This window comes from Veillonella dispar (assembly GCF_937975875.1).
GTDB lineage: Bacteria > Bacillota > Negativicutes > Veillonellales > Veillonellaceae > Veillonella > Veillonella dispar_B.
Genome location: NZ_CALJSP010000164.1, coordinates 1 through 21,921 on the forward strand (window position 1 = coordinate 1; position 21,921 = coordinate 21,921).

Genomic DNA, 21,921 nt, shown 5'->3' on the forward strand with positions numbered 1-21,921 from the left:
GGAACTGATGGATCTGGCGGATGCAGAAAAAGTCTCACCTGGAATCATTGCGTGCCGCCTGGAAGCCGAAACTTCCGGACGGGCTTATCAGGACGTATGGAAGCAGATGGATGAAACCATTCCGGTATTCATGAAGTCCATACGCCGCGGCCTGGGGGACCACAGTAAATCAAGGAGTGGACTGGTCGGCGGCGACGCGAGAAAGCTGTATGACAAAGAACCGCTGCTGCTGGGACCTCTTGCCAAGAGAGCGGCCGCCTACGCAGTGGCAACAGCAGAAGCGAATGCCAAAATGATGTGTATCGTAGCTTGTCCGACAGCTGGCTCCTGCGGTATTGTTCCTGCGGTAGTGGCAGCGGTAGGTGAACATGTAGGGGCTAAACGCTATGATTATACCCGTGCGCTGTTTACAGCGGCAGGAATCGGCCATGTGGTTGCGGAAAACGCTTCCATAGCCGGAGCGGTTGGCGGTTGCCAGGCAGAATGCGGCACAGCGGCTGGTATGGCGGCAGCGGCAGCTATTGATCTGCTGGGAGGTACTACAGAACAGATGAAAAATGCCATTGCTCTGGCATTGAAGAATATTCTGGGACTTACCTGCGATCCGGTAGCCGGACTGGTGGAAGTGCCCTGCGTTAAGAGAAATGGATTTGAGGCTGTGCACACCCTGGTGGCTGTAGAAATGGCTATGGCGGGTATTAAAACACAGATTCCGGTAGATGAAGTAGTCTCTGCTATGGATCAAATCGGCAAACTCATGCCGGTATCCCTCAGGGAAACAAGTCTTGCCGGACTGGCTGCCACAGAAACCGGAAAGAGAATCGCGGATAAACTGAGCCGGGAGAATAAAGACTGTTGATAATATAATAATAAAAAGCTCTGAAGTGGAATACCTACTTTAGAGCTTTTTATTATGGGAGAAACAGGGCAAAGAAAAAGACCACCGGATTACCGATGGTCTTTACAAAAAATGGAGCGGGTGAAGGGAATCGAACCCTCGCGACCAGCTTGGAAGGCTGGGGCTCTACCATTGAGCTACACCCGCAAAAAAAAATGGTCGGAGCAGCAGGATTCGAACCTGCGACCCCCTGGTCCCAAGCCAGGTGCGCTACCAAACTGCGCTATGCCCCGTCATTAATTACTTGCTAATTATAGCAAACCTGGTAGTTGATGTCAACCACTACTCTTGCTGAGTTTTTTACTCTTTTGAGTATCGCTCTGCAACGAAAATTATTATATCATCGATACAAAATAGTGACAAGTACTTTTTTACAACTTCATTAATTTTTTAAATTTTATTAGTTCATATGAAAAAACATGCACCTCTTTCGAGGTGCATATCATTATAGTTTATATTATCTTACCCGATTCTCAAAGATTAAAGTAAGACTATTAGCTATTTAGATTAACCTTCGTAGCTACCGTCTTCAACTACTTGAGGGTTTTTAGCGATGCCTTGTTTTACAGCAACTTCAGCAACTGCTTTTGCAACAGCTGGAGCTACACGAGGATCGAATACGGATGGCATGATGTTTTCTTCGTTCAATTCGCTATCTGGAATCAAATGAGCCAATGCTTCAGCAGCAGCTAATTTCATTTCATCAGTGATTTTGGATGCACGAACATCGATAGCACCACGGAAGATACCAGGGAATACTGCTACGTTGTTGATTTGGTTAGGAGCATCGGAACGACCAGTACCAGCAATGCGAACACCAGCTGCTTTCATGTCAGCATATGTTGCTTCTGGGTTAGGGTTAGCCATTGCGAATACGATAGCATCGTCAGCCAAGTTTTCCAAAATTTCTTTTGTGAATACGCCTGCTGCAGATACGCCAAGAAGAATGTCAGCGCCTTTAGCGTTTTCAGCCAAGTTGCCATGTTTTTCTTCAAGTTTAAGCAAGTCAATCAATTCAGATTGCAAGGAATCAAGACGTTTGTAGTCTTTGTGCAATACGCCAGAGGATACTAACAATGTAATATCGCGAGCGCCTGCAAGGTATAACAAACGAGCAATGTTTGCACCAGCAGCACCAGCACCGTTTACAACGATTTTAGCTGTTGCTAAGTCTTTTTTAACAAGACGAAGAGCACCTTTAACACCAGCTAAACAAGCGATAGCTGTACCGTGTTGGTCATCATGGAATACAGGGATTTCCAATTCTTCTTTCAAACGGTTTTCGATTTCATAGCATTTAGGAGAAGAAATATCTTCCAAGTTAATGCCAGCAAAGTTCTTTTGCAATAATTTTACAGTGTTGATCAATGTATCAGCATCTTTTGTATCTACAACCAATGGAATGCAGTCTACATCGCCGAATTTTTTGAACAATAAGGATTTACCTTCCATTACAGGCAATGCTGCTGCAGCGCCGATATCACCAAGACCAAGTACACGAGTACCGTCGGATACAACGGCAACCATGTTGGAACGGCAAGTTAATTCGAAGGATTCTGCTTCATTATCTTTAATACGCAAGCATGGTTCTGCTACACCTGGTGTGTAAGCTACAGATAAATCATGAGCGTCTTTTAATTCATATTTAGTTCCTACAGTAAGGAAACCTTTTAATTCACGTTTTTTTTGTACAGCTAATTCACGTACGTCCATAATAATTCTCCTTTGTGGATAAACTCGGACTCTTTTGAGTCGGTAATTAATACCTTTAACTAATTGTATTATACAAAATGAAATATAACAATTCAAGTTTTTTCGATATAGTTTTTCGAATATTTTAGAATTAAATTCTATTAATTTACACTAGTAATAAAAATGATAACTAAATAAAAAGTAGATAAGCCATATACGGCTTATCTACTTTGGTATTGTGTACGCATTATATGATAGGACATATAGCATACTGAATATACATTTTTATTTATGCTTTTACAGATGGCAAATTACGGCCATAGAAAATTTCCATCATTTCTTGCTTTAATTGATGTTTAATTTGTTTGATTTCTCGTTCGCTCAATTCAGCTTCAGTAATACCAAATAGGTAATTATCTAAATCAAACTCTTTTAACATCATTTTTGTATGGAAAATATTTTCTTGGTACACATTTACATCAATCATATTGTACATGTTGCGAGTTTTTGCATTGATGTAGTTTTGGATGGAGTTGATGCGATGGTCGATGTAGATTTTCTTACCAGATACGTCGCGTGTAAAGCCACGTACATGGTAGTCCAATGTAAGGATATCGGAATCAAAGCTTTGAATTAAATAGTTAAGTGCTTTAAGTGGAGAGATTTGACCACATGTGGACACTTCAATATCTGCACGGAATGTACTAATCCCTTTGTGCGGATGGCTTTCAGGATAGGTATGTACAGTAAGGTGAGATTTATCAAGATGCATTACTACATCTTCTTTTTCAATTTCCTCTTCAGAAATCAAAATCGTTACAGACGCACCTTGAGGATCATAGTCTTGTTTCGCTACGTTAAGGATGTTGGCACCAATGATACGGCTAACCTCTGTTAAGATAGCTGTTAAACGATCTGCATTGTATACTTCATCAATGTACTGAATGTATTGTTTTTTCTCTTCTTCTGTACGAGTATAACAAATATCATAAATATTAAAACTCAACGTCTTTGTGAGATTATTAAAACCATATAATTTCATTTTAGGCTTTGCTTTAACTGGTGTATCCATGATATGTCATAACCCTTTCCATGCATAGACTTACTATTTTTCTGAAAGCTTTTCAAACCGTATCAGAATAAGCTTTCACCATATAACTAAACAATTTCTTGTTTATACACAAACACTACATCAAACTGTCCATTATCGTAGGTAACGATGGCAAAGGTACCACCAGAGCGGTCGCGAGCCAACGAAATACTGCCTGGATTCACAAATACCGCATCACGAACACGAACCTCACCATGATGATGACTATGACCGGACACGATGAGTCGCGCCCCCATATCAGTGCCTAACTCAATCAGTTTTTGTATTCGATTATAATATGATACCTCATGACCATGAGTCATGTAAATATAGGTATCCTCTAGAGGAATCAACTGTTCTCGCGGTTCTAGAGGCTGTACACGGTCATTATTACCGCGCACTGCATACACAGGAATATCAGTATGTTCCTGCATATAGCGTGCATCATCGCCATAATCACCAGCATGAAGCCACATATCAATTTCTTGGTCTGCTGTAGCCTCCAAGACAAGATCTATATCATCTAGATACCCATGGGTATCACTTAAAATACCAATTCGTTTCATTTTATAAGTTCTCTAATACTATTATATTACATATTTATATGAACTATACCATATAGTTCGAAAATATTAAAGCTTGTTAATTAATTTGCGTAAAGCACGGCCACGATGGCTGATGGTTTCCTTTTCTTCAATGCTAAGTTCTGCCATTGTCTTTTCAAATTCAGGTACATAAAAGTATGGATCATAGCCAAAACCATTGTCTCCTTTTGGCTCATCTTGAACAAGTCCATCACAATAGCCTTCAGCTGTCACTTCACGGCCATCAGGATATACGAGAGCTAAGGCACATACATAATGACCTGTGCGGTCGCTTTTACCTTGCAGTTCGCGAATTAATTTTTCATTATTAGCTTGATCATCACCATGATGACCTGCATAACGCGCAGAATATACGCCTGGTGCCCCATTAAGAGCATCTACGGTGATGCCAGAATCATCGGCAAGGCATGGACGATTGGTAGCCTTTGCATAGTAGTGAGCCTTTAATAGAGCATTTTCCATAAAGGTTGTACCTGTTTCCTCAGGTTCCTCAATAGTAACAACCTCTTTTACCGGTACACAATCGATAGATAAATGAGAGAAAGCCTCAGAAAATTCACGAATTTTCCCTTTATTGCCTGTAGCTAATACGATTTGTTCCACCTTACACCTCCGGAGCTGTAGGATATACCTTACCTACTTTATCTGCTGTTGTGCCAAGTACTTCACGTTGTTTTGCCATAAGCTCATCTGTAGCAGCCTCTGCTAAATCAAGTAATGCATTGAGCTCATCACGATTAAAGGTACCATGTTCACCAGTACCTTGTACCTCAACCATATCACCAGAGCCTGTGCGCACCACATTCATATCCACAATAGCAGCACTGTCCTCTTCATAACAAAGATCTGTAATAGGGCCGTCAGGACCAATACCTACTGAAATAGCTGCACAGAAGTCAGTAATCGGGAATTTGCCTGCGCCACCAAAGGTGAAGTCCACCGCATCAACGAGGGCTACAAAGGCACCTGTAATAGAGGCTGTACGTGTACCTCCATCGGCTTGAATTACATCGCAGTCGATCGTAATAGAACGTTCACCAAGTGCTTCAAGGTCAACAACGGCGCGCAACGCACGACCGATAAGGCGTTGAATTTCTACAGTGCGGCCCGTTTGTTTACCCTTTGCAGCCTCACGGCTCACACGGGTTTGCGTAGAGCGTGGCAATAAGGAGTATTCAGCGGTTACCCATCCTTGACTGGATCCTTTTAGCCAGCGCGGCACAGAATCCTCTACAGTAGCAGTACAGATAACTTTAGTCTTGCCGCACTCAATGAGTACAGAACCTTCTGCATACTCTGTAAAATTCCGTGTTATTTTAATAGGTCGCAATTGACCTGCTGTTCTATTATCACTACGCATAGGAACCTCACCATTCTAAATCCAAACATTAGAACGCCCCTTACACAAAGGGGCGTTATCTTTTCTTATTATATCACAATTTAACTATTTTTTATCACTACGAATCAGATTATAGTTACCAATTCTAACACAGTATGGTTCATTACCAAAAGTCACAACTTTGAGAATCTACCACTATACCTCGTATTGTCCATCGCCAAGTGGGTCTACCACAACATAACGGCTTGCACCGCCTTCTGCTTTAGCCCGTTTGGCCTCTGTAATAGCATCTTGACGAGTTCCCTCATCAGCTTGCCAAGGAATGAACATGGCATAAACACTTTGTGGCCCATAAGGTCCATATTGACCATGTGAAAGTACACTATGCCATCCAACTTTATTTTCGTACATGCGTACCTTTTCAAGGCGTTCCTCTTGTACACCTGTTTCATCATAGTACACATTGTAGCGGTTCGACCATATATCGCCCATACCGGTACGTTCCTCTTCGGCCATCTTATGACGGTTAGCCCATTGTACCTTCCACTTAGCAATAAGGTCATCAATATAAGCGGTTACATTTTGACTTTGCTTATATTTAACAGGGTCAAAGGCAGGTTCTACGACCTTGCTGTAATCAAGGCCTGCCATAGATAAAATGATACCAGTATTTACATATGGCAATGCTTCTTGTACGGAGTAACCACCTTCTAAGACAGCTATATCTGCTTGCAATAAATCTACAAGCTCAGCATAGCCCTTTGCGGTTACTTGCATATTAGCCAATGGATCGCTAAAGTGATTATCTTGCCCTGCAGAGTTAATAACAATATCTGGATTAAACTCTTCTAAGATAGGTAATACGAGTTCACGCATGACCTTCATCAAGCCTTCGTCACCTGTTCCTGGCGGTAATGGGATATCTATATTGCCACCGATGGCTTGTGGTCCACCAAATTCATCAATAAAGCCTGTTCCAGGATATAGGGTCCGTCCATCTTGGTGGAAACTAATATATAGCGTATCTGGATCATGATAGAACACATCTTGAGAGCCATCGCCATGATGTACATCTGTATCTACCACAGCAACGCGTTTAATACCATAGGTTTGGCGCATATGCTGAATCATGACGGCTTCAATATTTATGGTACAAAATCCACGAATACCATGCACCATGGCCATTGCATGATGCCCTGGAGGTCTAACGAGGGCAAAGGCACGATCTACTTCACCGCGCATAACCGCATCAGCAGCCGCAATAGCACCGCCCGCAGATACGCGATGTGCTTCCGTTACCCAAGATTCTAAATCAGGGGCGCCCACATGGACACGCTCTATGGTATCCCAATCAGCAACGATAGGATTATATTCTTTAATATTAGGTATATCTAATAAGCCTTCCTCTACGATTTGATCCCGAGTGTACAGTAATCTCTCTTGTCGTTCTGGATGGGTTTCAGAAATCTTCCAGTCGAAAGCAGGAAAAAATACTAAACCTAGACTATGTTTTGACGCATTTCTATCAGTATGTAGCGTATCACCTACATTTGTATGAATGCCTTCATTTATACCCTTGTGTCCAAGTCCATGACGCTCGCGATAGGATAGTCCTTTATTCCACATACTGTTTCACCCCCGCTGCTAGTTGTACTTTCACGGTGATTAACCGTTCCATCGATTGCCAGCCCTCTACTACAGGGAAGTCTTCGATACTAATCACCTCTATATCTTGGTCCTTACCAAGGCCTAAACGCAATGCTTCTTCACTAAGGGCCTCTTTAGCACGTTCCACAACTTGTTCTACCCGCTGCAAGGTACAGGTTTGTTGCTTAATCCCTAATTCAGGAATGACTAGTAACCGCCGTTTTGTATCGACGTGAACCGTAAGTTCAATAGTCGATAACGCTAAGGCCGCACCGATAGCATTAGCCACCGCCGCATTCTCTGGAATTGTAACAGTCACATTCAAATACTCGCCGATACTTGGTCCTAAGCTAGGCGCCGTACCACCTACCACAACGATTTGGGCAGGTACAAATACATCAGGGTTCACGATGTCCGCCACTACATAGATAGGTCGTTTATTCTCTGCCGTTACTACCTCATCTATGCCATGTTGAATTGTTTCTAATGCCTTATTGACTATTAAGCGTGCCACGTCAGAAGCTGTTACGGAACCAGCTAATTGATGTTGTTCATTAGTATAGTCAGATATTGGGCTATCATGTAATGACGCAGGTAAGCTATTAGCCAATACCTCTATAGATTGCACAGCTAGTTCAACATCACCATAGCTTGCATAGCCCAGTACAATGAGTGCATCACCCAAGGTAGGTTCCGCGCCGCCTAGAGCCGCCGATGGGCCCACCCGTTCTGGTCCGACTGTAACGTCACCATCTACTATGCGAACCACAGATTCACCACCAATACCGACGGAGGTAACTGCAAAGGATCGAACTGCACTTGGATACTCACGGATGGATACACCATTTTTCGTCATTAATGGTTTGCCGTGTTTCCACAGAGAAATATCCGTTGTAGTGCCCCCAATATCTAAAGCAACTGTATGCTCTTCACCAATTGCACCAAGGGCAGATAAGCCAAGCACAGTAGCTGCAGGTCCCGTAAAAGCAGTCTCTACAGGTCGACTCACCATATGCTCCATAGGCAAGGAACCGCCATCAGCTTTCAAAATATGGAGTGGAGCCTTAATATTACGAATGCTAAGGGCCTCTTCAACATTACATTTAAAAATAGTAAATACAGGTGTAACAGCACTATTAAAATAGGCGCTAATGGTACGGCGAGGGAAATTCAATGAACCACTTAATAAGCTGCCATTAGAAATGGTATTATACTTATCTTTCAGTTCTTCTGTTATCGATAGTTCCTCTTGAGGATTTCGTACCCCAAATTTAGCAGATACAGCGGCTAAATCAGTGCCACTACGGGATTGAACCATTTTAGCAATATCTCGCACTGCATTTAGAGGTGTGCTTTCTACCACAATCCCTCTATGATCTGTATAGCCTTGAAGATATATAGGACTCACAGGGAATATATCGTCTACGTTACGACCAGGCCCAGTTACTACATAGAGATCTACTACTTGTTCCTTCTGTTCTACAATGGTATTTGTTACCACTGTAGTGGATAGAGTAACTTGTTCAATATTTGATGTATTACAGCCTGTCAAAACTGCATCTAATGCCTCACCTATTCCTTGCATTAGATTATCCTTCGTAGTCCGTCTTTTAGCAGATGCTACTACACGATGACCGTCGATGATGACCGCATCTGTGAAAGTACCACCTACGTCTAACCCTAGTAACATATAACCTCCTTTAACTTTCACAATATATAAAAAGGCTGTACCCATCTCTATGTGATGAGTACAGCCTTCTGTTATTTACCAGATACAGATGCGTAATTTTTAATGATAACAATCGGAGTCATTTGGCTATCATTACCAAATGGATTATCAATCAATAATTGTGCAATTTTATTACCGTCAATGCCACGGCTTGTACCTAATACAGCGGAACGTTTTAAGTCATTAACGTCTGCTACAACGGCACCGTAACAACCTGTGCGAGATACGATTTTCTCAGCTACTTTATCTGGATCCTTTGGACCAAATACAATGTGCTTATCAAATGGAGGCATTGTGCCAGTTACGTCATCAGTTAAGGATGCCGCACGAGCAATTGCATAGAATACACCTGGTTTGCGGAAAATTTTAGCAATAGCACCTAAAATAAAGGCACCTAATACTTTCCATTTACCATCTAAGTTCATAGCGGATTGCATGCCATAAATGGATGCCATAGAACCATCTGGATGGATAAAACGATTGATTAAACGAGCTTGCCAGCATACATCTAGCTCTTCAGGACGTGTAAAACGACCTTGTGTAATAGCTACTACAGATTCAGCTACACAAACGATATCTTCAGGTCCAATATTATGACCGCCAAATTCAACGATAGCATCCACGATGTCATCATTATCTGTAAGAATACGTGTTGGCACACATACTAACTCTAATTCTGCCATTGTTATGCCTCCTTATTGAACCAATGCTGCTTGAACTTCTTCAGCAGTCAAACGAATACGTTGTTTATCGATATGATAATCTGTACGGCCTACGATTTGGTAGTAAATATCGATGTCCATATAAGGGAAGCCCTTAATATCTTCACGAATATTGCCATTTTTGCCTGTTAAGGTAACGAATACACGAATAGTACCACCTTTGCGAGGTTTGATGATAATAGCTTCAAAATAACCATCATGACGAGGACGATTAATGTCCATAGCCCATGCATGTACTTTCACAGCATCAAAATGTTCCTCTGGCAACAATGGACGTGGGAATAAGTCCATAATTGTACCAAGTTGACGTCCTTTGTTCACAAATGGAATATCACAGAACAAGGTAATAGATTCAAAATTACGGTCAGATACTTGGAAGTTTGTTGCACGTTTTGGCAATAAAATAACCTTTTCATTACCTTGTTTCAATACGAACAAACGGAATAATAAATACAAAGCTGCAATAGCTACAATAATAGCTATTACTACACTTAGGATGTTATAAAACCACATAGGGCATCTCCTTTATAATGTAATATGTTCAATGCTGCGACGACTTGTATCAAGGAACGAGGCGCTCAGCGTATCACCAAGCTCAATATCCTTTGTAAAATACAATGACACAGTACCCGCCGTTTTTTGAGGGTTAAACAAATCTTTCCCCTCTAATCTGCGGCGAACAAGTTCACTCGTTTCAAAAGCAGGGTCGATGAATTGAATGCGCCCTGACGTTAGTTCCTCTAGCAAAGGTTGTACAAATGGGAAATGAGTACAGCCCAAAACTACGACCTCAATTTCTCGGGACAATAAAGGTTCTAGATATTCAGTACATACATGGCGTACAAAATAGTCATCTAAATGACCTTGCTCAATGAGGCCTGCCAATTCAGGACATGGTTGCTCCCATACGAGCACTTCATGATCAACTTCAAGGGCTACATGTTTATGAATATGACTATTCACAGTTGCTGCCGTCGCCATGATACCAATTGTCTTGCTTTTGCTTTGACTGATCGCTGTTTTTACGCCTTGTGATACTCCAATAACGGGCACAGACACGCGTTCACGTACCGCATCAAGGGCTACAACGGTAAACGTATTACAAGCAATAACCATCAATTTTACAGGCTGTTTTTCAAGAGCCTCTGCAATATGACAAGCTAAATAAGTAATTTCATCATCACTACGATTCCCCACCGGGTTATTCGCATTATCCCCAATATAGATGAAGTCTTCGTTAGGGAATTGTTCTTGTAAGACCTTTAAAACAGATAGCCCGCCTACACCGGAGTCAAACACGCCGATAGGCAATTGTTGTACATTACTCATTAGGCATCTCCTCAACAGCTGCTAACATAGGCTGATAAAAAGTATCGTCTAATCGCACAATTTTACCTGTTGATTTCGACATAAATGCATTCTTAGTCTCCCCCGTAGCTAGGAGCGCACCATCACTGGCACGGCGCATACGATAACGGAATATCATTTGAGCACGTGTCATCTTAACCAAATATGTTTCGATGTGAAGTTCATCATCAAAATTTGCTGGTTCTTTATAATTGCAGGATACATTCATGATAGGAAATACAATATCCTCATTCATCATATCCCACAGGGTTACACCGATGTGACGAAGGAATTCAATGCGTGCCATTTCAAACCATCTAAAATGATTACTATGGTGCGCAATACCCATCATATCGGTTTCGTAAAAGCGTACATTTACTGAAGCAATATGCATATATTTATCCTTCTTTTTTCATAGAATACAACCTTCATTGTATATCTATTACTTTAGCGTGTCAAATAAATAAAGGCAGTTCAATCGCAACGGATCAAACTGCCTTAATGGTTAAAAGCTAGTTACTGCCACCAAATGGGAAGTATTTTTTTGCCTCTTCTTGATGACGAGTTTTAATGTAACGATTGGCAACCTTGAAGGCAAGACCAAGCACTGCTACATCATCTATCCAACCTAATACAGGAATTGTATCCGGTACAATATCAATAGGTAATACAAGATACCCTAAGGCACCAGCAATGACTGCTTTTACATATTTTGGAGTGTCCTTGTCACGCATACAAAGGAACAAGGTCACTGCTCGTTGTACAAAGGCAAGCTTCTTACCATATCGTCCTAAAAAAGCGGCGAATTTAGATTCGTTAAAATACTTACCATATGTAATAATTTTTAATGGATTCATCTTCATAATCCTTTAGCGCCTATTTGCGCAAACCACCAATTTTATCTTTTGCTGTATTAACAGTGTTTGTAGCAACATCTTTTGCTGTTTCAACAGCATCATTAGCTTTAGTTTTTGCAGTTTCTACTGCAGCTTGTGCAGAAGCTTTAGCTACTTCTACGCCACCTTTAGCTAATTCTTTAGCTACATCAATATTTTCTTTAGCAACATCAATTTTCTCTTTTGCCGCATCGGTTACTTTCGCCACAACTTCTGCTGCATTGTCATGGATTTGATATTTTGTTTCTGTATTCCATTTATCGATAGCAGGTGTTACTTTTTCTTCGTAAACTTGTTTCAAAGTTTCTTTAGCAAGACCTGTTTCATTAGCAATACCAGCCCAAACGTCGCGTTGACCTTGTGTGAAAGGAATGCTAGCGCTTGCATCACGGATGATGTCACCTGCTATAGCTTTACCGCTTTCAAGGAATTCAGCAACCATTGGTTTATAACGTTCGATATCAGAAGGCATACCATCTTGGATCCAAATGTGAGCAATTTTACCGATAGCATATGTTAAACCAACTGCTACAGGAACGCGAACTGCTTTTAGAGGAACAAGAAGAGAAATAGCCGCTGTACCTACAGCTGTGCTAAGACCACCAACTAGCCCCACTACGGCACCAGATTGTAATTCTACTTCGTAAAGATGTGCAATGCGAGTTACCATATACGTTGCATTGGCGCACAAAGCAACACTGCTGAATTTAGGGGATAATGCCAATGCCGCTGCACGACCTGCACCCCAGAAAATAAATTGTTCAACTTGATAGTCACGGTCTTGAGAACCATCCATAAGTGGCTCAAGTGTTACGCCATTATATTCTGCCATAAGTATTCTCCTTTGTTGTGAACCAACTATAGGTCATATTATTAGTATTATTATACCATTCTATTGCTAGAAGTGAAATGAATTTTTCTAATTATCCATAGATTTAAAAAATAAAATAACTTCCAATATTTTCTATCTTACCAACTAGTGAGACCACCATCGATAGTCCATGCTGCCCCCGTTACAAAGGAAGCTTTATTGCTCAATAAAAATACAATAACCTCTCCAATTTCATGAGGTTGACCAATGCGTCCCAAGGGATAATGTTGGCCCATTTCAGCCTTAGCAGTCTCTGCATCTTGCTGAGCATTTGCAATTTGTTTATCTACTAAAGAGGTATCCACATCACCAGGACAAACACAGTTAACGCGCACATTATGTGGTGCCATTTCAAGGGATAGTGATTTCGTAAAACTCACTACCGCACCTTTTGAAGCGCCGTATACAGAGCAAGCCACATTGCCTTGTAAGCCTGCATCACTAGCTACCGTTACGATACTGCCCTTTGTAGCGCGCAAATAGGGCAATGCCGCTTGGCACAAGAAAACCGTACCTTTCACATTGGTGCCAAACATTTCATCAAAGGCTGCTTCCGTTACATCTGCTAGAAGCTCTTCTTCATAATAGCCTGCTGCTGTTACGAGAGCAGAAACACCGCCGAATAATTTAACGGTTTCTTTTACAATACGCTGACAATCTTCAATCTTCGATACATCCCCTTGGATGTACTGCACCCTTGAAGAATAGCGGCGCAATTTCATCTTAGCCGTTTGTCCTGATTTTTCATCACGACCGTTAATGACAACACACCAGCCTTCTTTAAGAAGCAATTTTGCCGTAGCAAATCCGATGCCCGATGTGCCACCACTAATCAATGCCACTTGTACATCACTTTTATGAGGCATACCTTGCCCTCCTATAATGTGGAAACATAGTCATACACTAATTTCAACAACATAACTGTCGTTACCGACAAGAATACAACACGTACCAACGACGAACCCTTAGCAATAGCTAAATGAGATCCTAAGTAAGCACCTATAATTTGGCCTACCCCTGTAGCTAAGCCGTACTTAATATTGACGTGCCCTAAATAGAAAAACACGATTAAAGATGCTAAATTACTAGTAAAATTCAATATTTTTGCATTCGCAGAAGCATGCAGAAAATCAAAGCCAGTAAAGATAAAGCCCATAATCAAAAATGTACCTGTACCAGGGCCAATAAAGCCATCATAAACACCAATGCCAAGAGCAAAAGCCATGCAAATATACAATGCTTTTCCTGCTACTGCTGAGGTACGGTTTATTTCGCCCCAATCCTTTTTAAATACCACAAAAAGTGTGACACACACGAGTAGGACGATAATAATAGGCTTTACATATAAGGGTGGCAATGATACAACTGCTAAGGTACCAAGCATGGATCCTATAAATGTAAAAGGTAGTAATTTACGAACTAGAGAAAAATCAACCATGTGATTTCTTAAGAATGTAATTGACGCACTGCCAGCTCCAAATATACTAGACAGCTTATTACTGCCTAAGGCCATACTCGGCGGAAGGTTGGTTAATAGCATAGCAGGAACAGAGATTAGTCCCCCACCGCCCACAATGGAGTCTACAAAGCCGGCAAAAGCACCTGCTACAGCGAGTAAAACGAGAATTAGGATATCAAATGGTAAACCTGTTACCTCAATAAGCCACTCCATATAAACCTCCTGTAGATAGCACATCAACGGTCGCCAAAAGGCCACCGTTGTCATGCTAGTTTATTTTATTTTGCACCTAGACGATCTAAAGCTAATGTGTATCCATCAGCACCATAGACTAAGCATCGTTTGACACGACTAATAGTAGCCGTGCTCGCACCTGTTTCTTCTACAATTTTTTCGTAGCTATCACCGGCACGTAGCATTTTTGCTACTTGTAAGCGTTGAGACAAAGCTTTCAATTCATTAATCGTACAGATATCTTCAAAGAATGCATAGCACTCCTCAGTATTTTCAAGCGTTAATATAGCGGTGAATAGCTCATCGTTTTGTTCACTTCTCAACTTCTCATTGATACTCATAGGATCCTCCTACTTCTTATTCATCGCTTTAGACCAAGCATCGCCAATCATTTGGACTAATTGTACCAAAATAACCAAGATGATAATGGTAGCAATCATAATATCAGCTTGGAAACGTTGGTAACCATAGCGGATAGCAATATCACCAAGGCCACCGCCACCGATAGCACCAGCCATTGCAGAGTAACTGATGAGGTTAACGATAAGAACCGTTACGTTATCGATAATCGTAGGCAATGCTTCAGGTAATAATACTTTCCAAATGATTTGGAGTGGACTTGCACCCATGGATTGGGCCGCTTCAATTACGCCAAAGTTAATATCTTTAATAGATGTTTCTACAAGACGTGCTAAGAATGGAATTGCAGCGATTGTTAAAGGCACACAAGCTGCAGTGGTACCAATAGATGTACCTGCCACCATACGAGTGAATGGAATGATAGCTACCATCAAAATGATAAATGGTACGGAACGCGTTGCATTGACGATAGCACCTAGCACCTTATTAAGCGCTACATTTTCTAAGATATGACCCTTAGAGGTTACTACCAAAATAACACCGAGAGGAATACCAAGTAACATAGCCATGACCGTAGAAATAATGGTCATTTGCAATGTATCAAGGGTACCAGTTATGAGAAGATTAATGATTTGCTCTGACATAACCGATCACCTCGCTTTCAATTGGTAATGTTTTGATGTAGTCTAAGCCCTCTTGCGCATTTTCTGGGTCACCATTCAAGATAACGATAAGGCGACCAACGCATGTATTTTGGATATAGTCGATGCCACCAAAGAGGATACTTACATCGAGGTTAAAGCGTCGTACGAGACCTGCCACTACAGGTTCATCTGTAGATTGGCCTGTGAATTTAAGACGTACTAATGGAGCTGTACCTGCAATCCATTGATCATGTAATTCCAAATGTTCTAACGCTTCTGGCGGTAAGTTATCACTCACAACAGAGCTGATGAATTCTTTTGTGGTATTTTCACGAGGATGTGTAAATACTTCAACAGTGCTACCTTCCTCGAGGATTACACCGCCTTCAATAACCGCTACACGATCACAAATTTCACGGATTACGTGCATTTCATGAGTGATGAGAACGATAGTAAGGCCCATTTTTTCGTTGATATCTTTCAACAATTTCAAAATGGATTCTGTTGTTTGCGGATCCAGAGCAGATGTAGCTTCATCACAAAGAAGAACCTTTGGATTAGACGCTAAGGCACGAGCGATACCAACACGTTGTTTTTGACCACCAGACAATTGAGATGGATAGTTGTTCATACGCTCAGTAAGGCCTACGATATCAAGGATTGGCGTAATGCGTTCCTTGATTTCAGATTTGCTCAAACCTTGTAATTCCAACGGAAATGCCACATTGTCATACACTGTACGAGAGGACAAAAGGTTAAAATGTTGGAAAATCATACCAATATCTTTGCGTGCTTTACGTAAATCGGATTTGCTAAGTGTTGTTAAGTCTGTACCATTGACGATAACAGAGCCAGATGTAGGAGCTTCGAGCATGTTGATGCATCGAATTAATGTGGATTTACCGGCCCCAGATTGACCGATAATGCCAAAGATTTCACCTTCTTTAACATCAAGGCTAATATCTTTTAATGCTTCCACACGAGTAGCGCCTTCATAGACTTTACTAATGTGTTGTAATTGAATCAAAATAATGTCCTTTCTTAAGGTAAAAGTTTACCATGTAATGAAAGTAGATGACCTATTAAGGCAAACCTTCTTCCATCAATTTTTCTAATGCTTCGCGTAGACGAAGTGTAATAGCACCTGGTTTACCACCAGATACTGGATTTCTGTCTAGCTTAGTAATTGGGATGACACCACCAATTGTATCGGTAAAGAATAATTCGTCCGCATCATCTACAAAAGCGCGGTCAAATTCTTTTTCAATAACTGTAATACCTAGAGATGGTGCTACGCGAGTCAAAATCATTTGGCGCGTAATACCTTTTAAGATATGATTATCTGCTGGATGCGTATACAAGATACCATCTTTGACAGCAAACACATTGGATGTTGCACCTTCTGTACAAATGCCATCGCGGAATAACATAGCTGTATAAGCAAATTTCTTTTCCGCTTTAGTTTGAGCCAAAATATTTGGAATCAAGTTAGTAGTCTTAACATCTACATGGTCCCAACGCTCATCAGGTAATGCAATCGCTTTTACACCTTCACCCAATTTATTAACTGCATCCATATCCAAATTACGGATAGACATAAGCATTTGTGGTTCTAGTTTGGAACGATCGTATGCATGATGGCGTGGCGCTACACCACGAGAGATTTGCAAATAAATATAGCCCTCTTTGATTTCACTTTGCTCGATTAAAATTTCGTGCAATTCTGTTAAATCATCTGGGGTCATTTTTACTGGAATATCCATTTCACGCATAGAGCGATACAAGCGATCTTGATGGTAAGACAATGCGAAGCAACGGCCTTTTACGACACGTACCACTTCGTATACAGAGTCACCAAACAAATAACCACGGTCATCAATACTGATAACTTTGGCACCTGGTTCAACAAACTCGCCATTAAAATATGTTAATTCTTGCATAGGAGCACCTCTTTTTCTATATCGTTACTCTATCAAGTAGTAATCATCATGGACTTATTATATCACAATTACTTTCAAATTTTCACGCTTTACTTTGTGAAAGATATAACTTAGATATACAAAAATCCGCTAGGATGCCATAGCTAAAAACTATATCCTAGCGGATGTATATTATTAATGTCCCAATATAAATTTACGTAATGGTTTAGGTACATGGTTTAATGTCACGGCAGTCAAATAGGACAGGCCTAGCGCCATCACATACATAGCTAGCACATTAACTACGGTATATAAAAGATTATATTTAGCCATCACGCCAGAGATGATCAACAACCAGAATGGATGTGCTAAATAAATACCGTAGGACTTATCCCCTATTTCTGACCAAGTAGATTCCATAGTCGCATTCATTGGTAAGGTTTGGAATAAGAACAGACTAAATAGTGTTCCCAGTCCAGTATAGAGAACACCCATTGGGCTCATTTGATGAACTGTATAAATTGCTTCTAGAACAGTATAATGCCATACGTCCATGACATAGTAGTAGGATCCAAGCATCAGCAAAATAGAGCCTACCGCACTAACACCTAATAAGTAACGATAGCGCCACATGTATTCACATACCGTTTCATAGCGCTCAGCACATACAGCACCCAACAAGAATATCCACACATAATGGATAACCCAATAATTAAGTCTCATATCAAAAAGATATTTCAACACAGGGTTATTACTAAGATGTTCTGTTACCCAACGGCCGAGCATGTAAGATGATACATAATCGATGCCAACTTGGATGATAAATAATAGAACCATCCAAAATACAGGGCGTTTTAAGATGACTTTCACCATAGCTCGCCATAGAGGCATCATCACGTAGAACCATAAGAGGATAACCATAAAGTATAAATGATACATAGACGTACCAAATAATAGATTTACAGCCAATGGTCCAGGATGTAAATTACCTAGATTATGCGCCGTTAGTCCCGTGTAGAGCAAATAAAATACGGACCACGTAATATATGGAAATAGCACCACCTGAATACGGCGGTGCATAAATTCCTTATATGAGAATGGTCCCTCTACAGATGTGTGGTAAAACAATCCAAATGCAGAGAGGAAGAAAAATGCTGGTACTCCAAAGCGCGATAGAATTTCTAAGACGCTAATGAGTTCTAAATTTACAAAAGGATTTTGTAATGCGTAAGAACCTACATGAATGCCGATAACACCGAGCATACAGAGGCCACGCATATATGTAATTTCCGGTAAAAATGCTTTTTTCATATCCATTCCCTATTCACTATTGACCAGGTACAACTGCAGGTGTTGGCACAAGGCGTGGACCTTGAGATGTTGTAGCCGGTTGTTTAACTACTGGAATCACAGATGATGTAATTTGAACAGCTGTTGTCTTTACTGGTTGAGCAGGTTGTGCTGGTGCAGCTTGACCATTAGCCTTAGCTGCTGCTTCTGCCTTAGCCTTAGCTTCTGCCTCAGCTTTAGCTTTCGCCTCTGCTTCACGTTTCAAGCGCAATTCTTTTTCAAGAGGTACCACTGGTTTGTCGTAAACAGTGATATCTGTTTCGAATAGGCGACCCCAAGGGAATGTAGCTTTTACTGTACGAGGATCGATTTTGAGATATTTTTCAGCGAAATCTTGAATTCGTTCGCCTAAGTAGCTTTCAAGACGTTCATTTAACTCGCCAGAATAACGTACATTATCTGTGCGAATAGAGTCTTGCATACGGTAAATATCTTTGCGGATATTTGCTTGGTACGCCCAGTTATCCAAATATTGTTGAGTCAACATTTTGCGGTGACCTTCTGGGCTCATAGTTTTGAGCAATACCCCTTGAGCAATTGCGTAGCCTACCGTATTACTTGCAGTATTCCAACCATTGTACGCACCGATTTTGTATAACATATCGCGTTTATACAAAGCAGAAACTAATGTATTATCTGCACCATTATTATAAGCAATATCTGCAACGCTTACGGTTACGCCAGAATCAACTGCTTGTTGAATACGATCTACGAAAGCATTTGTAGAATTAGAAATCATCGGGAAGTTCTCGAAGCTTTCAGATTCGCCAGTGCTTGTAGTAAGTGGTGTATTTACTGCTAATAACACAGTTGGTTTGCCTTGTGTTACCATTGTGCCACCTACGGCTTCAACATGTTGTGCAATTGTTTTATCAATTGTTTGGTCTTCGTAACCTGGCAATGTTTTGCCGCCACCACCGAGTGGATAAATTACGGAGAATGTTGGTTTTTCTGTACTTTCATCAGTACGAGAACGAGCCATCAACAATAAACCAAGTTGGTCAGCACCAGGGAAACTACCATATTTTTCAACAGGAATGTCCTTGGAGTATTTACTTAAGTAACGACCTTCTAATGCAGATTGGGACAATTGAGATGTATCATCATGGCCCAATGCAAAGTAATCGAATACGCCGCTACGAGTTTCATCGATCAACTCTTTATTGATTTTCATATTTTTTTGACGGCGGTCAAACCAGTCTTGTAGGTATTCTACAGGAACAGAGGCTTGAAGGCTCATCAATTTTTGAGTTTCCTCTTGTGTTAAGGAACCAGAGTCTAATTTATCTTGCAATGCTGCAATTTGGAAGATAGTAGGACCATATTCCGCATAGTATGCTGGTTCAGTGCCGCCACCACTAGCACGTGGGGAGCGCATTACAGTACCGAAACCATAAATACGTACTTTTTTGTTGCGAGCTTTTAAGGATTCAATGCGTTTTAAACGGCTTTCCAATGTAGAAAGTGGAATGTTGTGTTTACGGGAGTCTACAAGACCACCATAAATAAGCGTATCTGTACTCAATACCATCACATCAGCACGGCCTGCATTTTGTTCAACCCAAGCCATGATTTGATCTGCTTGACCTTGGTAGTTCTTACCAGAAATCAAATTTTGAGGTGGTGTCAATATAGTCATACCTGCTTCGCGAGCTGTATCTACAGTATATTGTAAGCTTACAGGACGATCATCTTGAGGTACGTACAACACGGTTTCCGCATCAATTTTAATAGATGTACCAGTAGCGATGGCTGCTGCCATAAGTGCTACTTTCAACCATTTATTCGTCATAAATCAAATCTCCTTCTGTGTAGCGAGTACTCCCGACTCGCGAAATGAACTGTTTTATAATACTCTCTTTTTCTGACACTTTTATGAAATGTTCATATGCTCAATAGTATAATTATATCATTTGACTATTATTTCGCAACCGGCTTTGTTTTCCCTACCTTAGGTAGACTCCAATTGTACTTGATGGCTAACAGACGGATAACGAGCACCACTGTGAAAGCACCATATACGGCCATACTGTCCCAACTAGATGTAACCATAAGATAATAAACAATGCCTCCAATAATGCTAGGCAATGCATATACATCTTCTTTCAAAACAGATGGAATACGCTGTGCTAACATATCGCGGATAATGCCGCCACCTACTGCGGTTATCGTACCTAACAGTACAATAAATATAGGCAACTCAGGATAGAGTTTAAATCCTGCAGAAGCACCTGTAACGGTAAATGACGCTAACCCTAATGCATCGGCTAATAAATAACTAGCTCGACTACGAGGACCCATCGCATGCTTGCGGTATCGGCTGTTGTAAATCAAGAACACGATAACTGTTACAGCTAAGACAACCGTTACGTACACCACATTTCGCAGTGAGTTTGGCGGAAAATAACCGAGCAATACGTCCCGTACAATACCGCCACCGATAGCCGTAGCCAATGCCAAGACGGCCATCCCAAATATATCCATCTTCCGAGCCACCCCAACAAGCGCACCGGATACAGCAAAGGCAATGGTGCCAATCATATCAAACATATACCATATAATATCCATAATTCCCCCATATAATCTATTCGCATAACTGCGTACACTGTGATAGACTTTATGTAAGATATTATACATGAAGAGGTATGCCAATGACAAAAGACATTACTGTAGATATTGAAAATATGGATGAACGAACACGGGATGAATATTTTATGTCCATCGCTATGGAAGAAGCTCGCAAGGCTTATGACCTTGGAGAAATCCCTATCGGTGCCATTCTCGTAAAAGAAAATACCATTGTTTCTCGTCATCACAATCGTCGTGAACTCGATCATGATGCAACGGCTCATGCAGAGGTCCTTGTAATCCGCGAAGCATGCGATGTCCTCAAGCGCTGGCGGTTGACTGGTTGTACCCTGTATGTTACGATAGAGCCGTGTCCGATGTGCGCTGGAGCCATTATCAATAGTCGTATTGATCGCGTTGTATATGGTGCAAGTGATTACAAAGGAGGCGCCGTAGAATCACTATTCAATGTGCTCTCTCATCCAGGTTTAAATCATGAACCAGAACTAGCATCTGGTGTGCTTGGTGATGAATGTAGCCAAATCATGAAA

General features: G+C 41.1%; 24 protein-coding genes and 2 tRNA genes. 2 read left to right on the forward strand and 24 right to left on the reverse strand.

The features are described 5' to 3' along the window. On the forward strand, window positions 1-859 hold an 859-nt coding region (sdaAA, locus tag Q7P05_RS07915), incomplete at its 5' end, for an L-serine ammonia-lyase, iron-sulfur-dependent, subunit alpha (RefSeq protein ID WP_303931497.1). Window positions 860-971: 112 nt separating this feature from the next. On the opposite strand, the gene Q7P05_RS07920 is transcribed toward sdaAA, so the two are convergent. The 24 genes from Q7P05_RS07920 to Q7P05_RS08035 form a co-directional block, all read right to left on the reverse strand. Continuing rightward, window positions 972-1,045: transfer RNA gene (locus tag Q7P05_RS07920), tRNA-Gly, on the reverse strand. Between the two features lie 9 nt (window positions 1,046-1,054). After that, a tRNA-Pro gene (locus Q7P05_RS07925) sits at window positions 1,055-1,131 on the reverse strand. 274 nt (window positions 1,132-1,405) lie between these two features. Continuing rightward, on the reverse strand, window positions 1,406-2,611 hold the full coding sequence (locus Q7P05_RS07930) for an NADP-dependent malic enzyme (protein ID WP_303931499.1): 1,206 nt from the start codon (window positions 2,609-2,611) through the stop codon (window positions 1,406-1,408). 268 nt (window positions 2,612-2,879) lie between these two features. Continuing rightward, window positions 2,880-3,662 (reverse strand): adenosylmethionine decarboxylase, encoded by a 783-nt coding sequence (gene speD, locus Q7P05_RS07935; protein ID WP_024066692.1) that lies wholly within the window; start codon window positions 3,660-3,662, stop codon window positions 2,880-2,882. An 86-nt stretch (window positions 3,663-3,748) separates the two neighbouring features. Further along, on the reverse strand, window positions 3,749-4,246 hold the full coding sequence (locus Q7P05_RS07940; RefSeq protein ID WP_303931502.1) for a metallophosphoesterase: 498 nt from the start codon (window positions 4,244-4,246) through the stop codon (window positions 3,749-3,751). A 66-nt stretch (window positions 4,247-4,312) separates the two neighbouring features. Further along, window positions 4,313-4,888, reverse strand: coding sequence for an XTP/dITP diphosphatase (locus Q7P05_RS07945; RefSeq protein WP_156719665.1), 576 nt, complete (start codon window positions 4,886-4,888; stop codon window positions 4,313-4,315). Between the two features lies 1 nt (window position 4,889). After that, the gene (gene rph, locus Q7P05_RS07950) at window positions 4,890-5,645 is read right to left on the reverse strand and encodes a ribonuclease PH (protein ID WP_303931505.1); all 756 of its coding nucleotides are present in this window, start codon (window positions 5,643-5,645) and stop codon (window positions 4,890-4,892) included. Window positions 5,646-5,819: 174 nt separating this feature from the next. After that, a complete protein-coding gene (locus Q7P05_RS07955; RefSeq protein WP_303931507.1) occupies window positions 5,820-7,250 on the reverse strand; it encodes a histone deacetylase in 1,431 nt (476 codons plus the stop codon). Continuing rightward, window positions 7,240-8,961 (reverse strand): hydantoinase/oxoprolinase family protein, encoded by a 1,722-nt coding sequence (locus Q7P05_RS07960; RefSeq protein ID WP_303931509.1) that lies wholly within the window; start codon window positions 8,959-8,961, stop codon window positions 7,240-7,242. The genes Q7P05_RS07955 and Q7P05_RS07960 overlap by 11 nt, the downstream gene beginning before the upstream one ends. 71 nt (window positions 8,962-9,032) lie before the next feature. Then, window positions 9,033-9,683: a coenzyme F420-0:L-glutamate ligase gene (locus Q7P05_RS07965; protein WP_295206244.1), complete on the reverse strand. Its 651-nt coding sequence runs from the start codon at window positions 9,681-9,683 to the stop codon at window positions 9,033-9,035. 12 nt (window positions 9,684-9,695) lie between these two features. Further along, window positions 9,696-10,235 (reverse strand): hypothetical protein, encoded by a 540-nt coding sequence (locus Q7P05_RS07970; RefSeq protein WP_156719661.1) that lies wholly within the window; start codon window positions 10,233-10,235, stop codon window positions 9,696-9,698. Window positions 10,236-10,247: 12 nt separating this feature from the next. After that, on the reverse strand, window positions 10,248-11,051 hold the full coding sequence (gene murI, locus Q7P05_RS07975; RefSeq protein ID WP_303931512.1) for a glutamate racemase: 804 nt from the start codon (window positions 11,049-11,051) through the stop codon (window positions 10,248-10,250). Beyond that, window positions 11,044-11,463 (reverse strand): thioesterase family protein, encoded by a 420-nt coding sequence (locus tag Q7P05_RS07980; protein WP_303931514.1) that lies wholly within the window; start codon window positions 11,461-11,463, stop codon window positions 11,044-11,046. The genes murI and Q7P05_RS07980 overlap by 8 nt, the downstream gene beginning before the upstream one ends. Before the next feature lie 118 nt (window positions 11,464-11,581). Then, window positions 11,582-11,926, reverse strand: a complete 345-nt coding sequence (locus Q7P05_RS07985) for a YkvA family protein (RefSeq protein ID WP_060924113.1) — start codon at window positions 11,924-11,926, stop codon at window positions 11,582-11,584. A 19-nt stretch (window positions 11,927-11,945) separates the two neighbouring features. After that, window positions 11,946-12,797 (reverse strand): hypothetical protein, encoded by an 852-nt coding sequence (locus tag Q7P05_RS07990; protein ID WP_129823778.1) that lies wholly within the window; start codon window positions 12,795-12,797, stop codon window positions 11,946-11,948. A 137-nt stretch (window positions 12,798-12,934) separates the two neighbouring features. Beyond that, the gene (locus Q7P05_RS07995) at window positions 12,935-13,702 is read right to left on the reverse strand and encodes an SDR family NAD(P)-dependent oxidoreductase (protein ID WP_303931516.1); all 768 of its coding nucleotides are present in this window, start codon (window positions 13,700-13,702) and stop codon (window positions 12,935-12,937) included. Window positions 13,703-13,713: 11 nt separating this feature from the next. Next, the gene (locus Q7P05_RS08000; protein ID WP_257847275.1) at window positions 13,714-14,508 is read right to left on the reverse strand and encodes a TSUP family transporter; all 795 of its coding nucleotides are present in this window, start codon (window positions 14,506-14,508) and stop codon (window positions 13,714-13,716) included. A 65-nt stretch (window positions 14,509-14,573) separates the two neighbouring features. Beyond that, window positions 14,574-14,870 carry a YerC/YecD family TrpR-related protein gene (locus Q7P05_RS08005; RefSeq protein WP_005387967.1) on the reverse strand — a complete coding sequence of 99 codons (297 nt, stop codon included), beginning with the start codon at window positions 14,868-14,870 and terminating at the stop codon, window positions 14,574-14,576. Window positions 14,871-14,879: 9 nt separating this feature from the next. Continuing rightward, a complete protein-coding gene (locus tag Q7P05_RS08010) occupies window positions 14,880-15,533 on the reverse strand; it encodes a methionine ABC transporter permease (RefSeq protein ID WP_005387966.1) in 654 nt (217 codons plus the stop codon). Beyond that, a complete protein-coding gene (locus tag Q7P05_RS08015; RefSeq protein WP_005387964.1) occupies window positions 15,514-16,560 on the reverse strand; it encodes a methionine ABC transporter ATP-binding protein in 1,047 nt (348 codons plus the stop codon). Before Q7P05_RS08015 ends, Q7P05_RS08010 begins: the two co-directional genes overlap by 20 nt. Window positions 16,561-16,615: 55 nt before the next feature. Continuing rightward, window positions 16,616-17,473, reverse strand: a complete 858-nt coding sequence (locus Q7P05_RS08020) for an aminotransferase class IV (RefSeq protein ID WP_295824545.1) — start codon at window positions 17,471-17,473, stop codon at window positions 16,616-16,618. A 174-nt stretch (window positions 17,474-17,647) separates the two neighbouring features. Next, window positions 17,648-18,769 (reverse strand): acyltransferase, encoded by a 1,122-nt coding sequence (locus tag Q7P05_RS08025; protein ID WP_295794047.1) that lies wholly within the window; start codon window positions 18,767-18,769, stop codon window positions 17,648-17,650. Window positions 18,770-18,779: 10 nt separating this feature from the next. Then, window positions 18,780-20,594: a DUF4127 family protein gene (locus tag Q7P05_RS08030; protein WP_303931519.1), complete on the reverse strand. Its 1,815-nt coding sequence runs from the start codon at window positions 20,592-20,594 to the stop codon at window positions 18,780-18,782. Window positions 20,595-20,722: 128 nt separating this feature from the next. After that, window positions 20,723-21,370 carry a trimeric intracellular cation channel family protein gene (locus tag Q7P05_RS08035; protein WP_227721513.1) on the reverse strand — a complete coding sequence of 216 codons (648 nt, stop codon included), beginning with the start codon at window positions 21,368-21,370 and terminating at the stop codon, window positions 20,723-20,725. A gap of 83 nt (window positions 21,371-21,453) precedes the next feature. On the opposite strand from Q7P05_RS08035, the gene tadA reads away from it, so the two are divergent. Further along, window positions 21,454-21,921: tRNA adenosine(34) deaminase TadA (gene tadA, locus Q7P05_RS08040; RefSeq protein WP_303931521.1), on the forward strand; the 468-nt coding region annotated here is incomplete at its 3' end.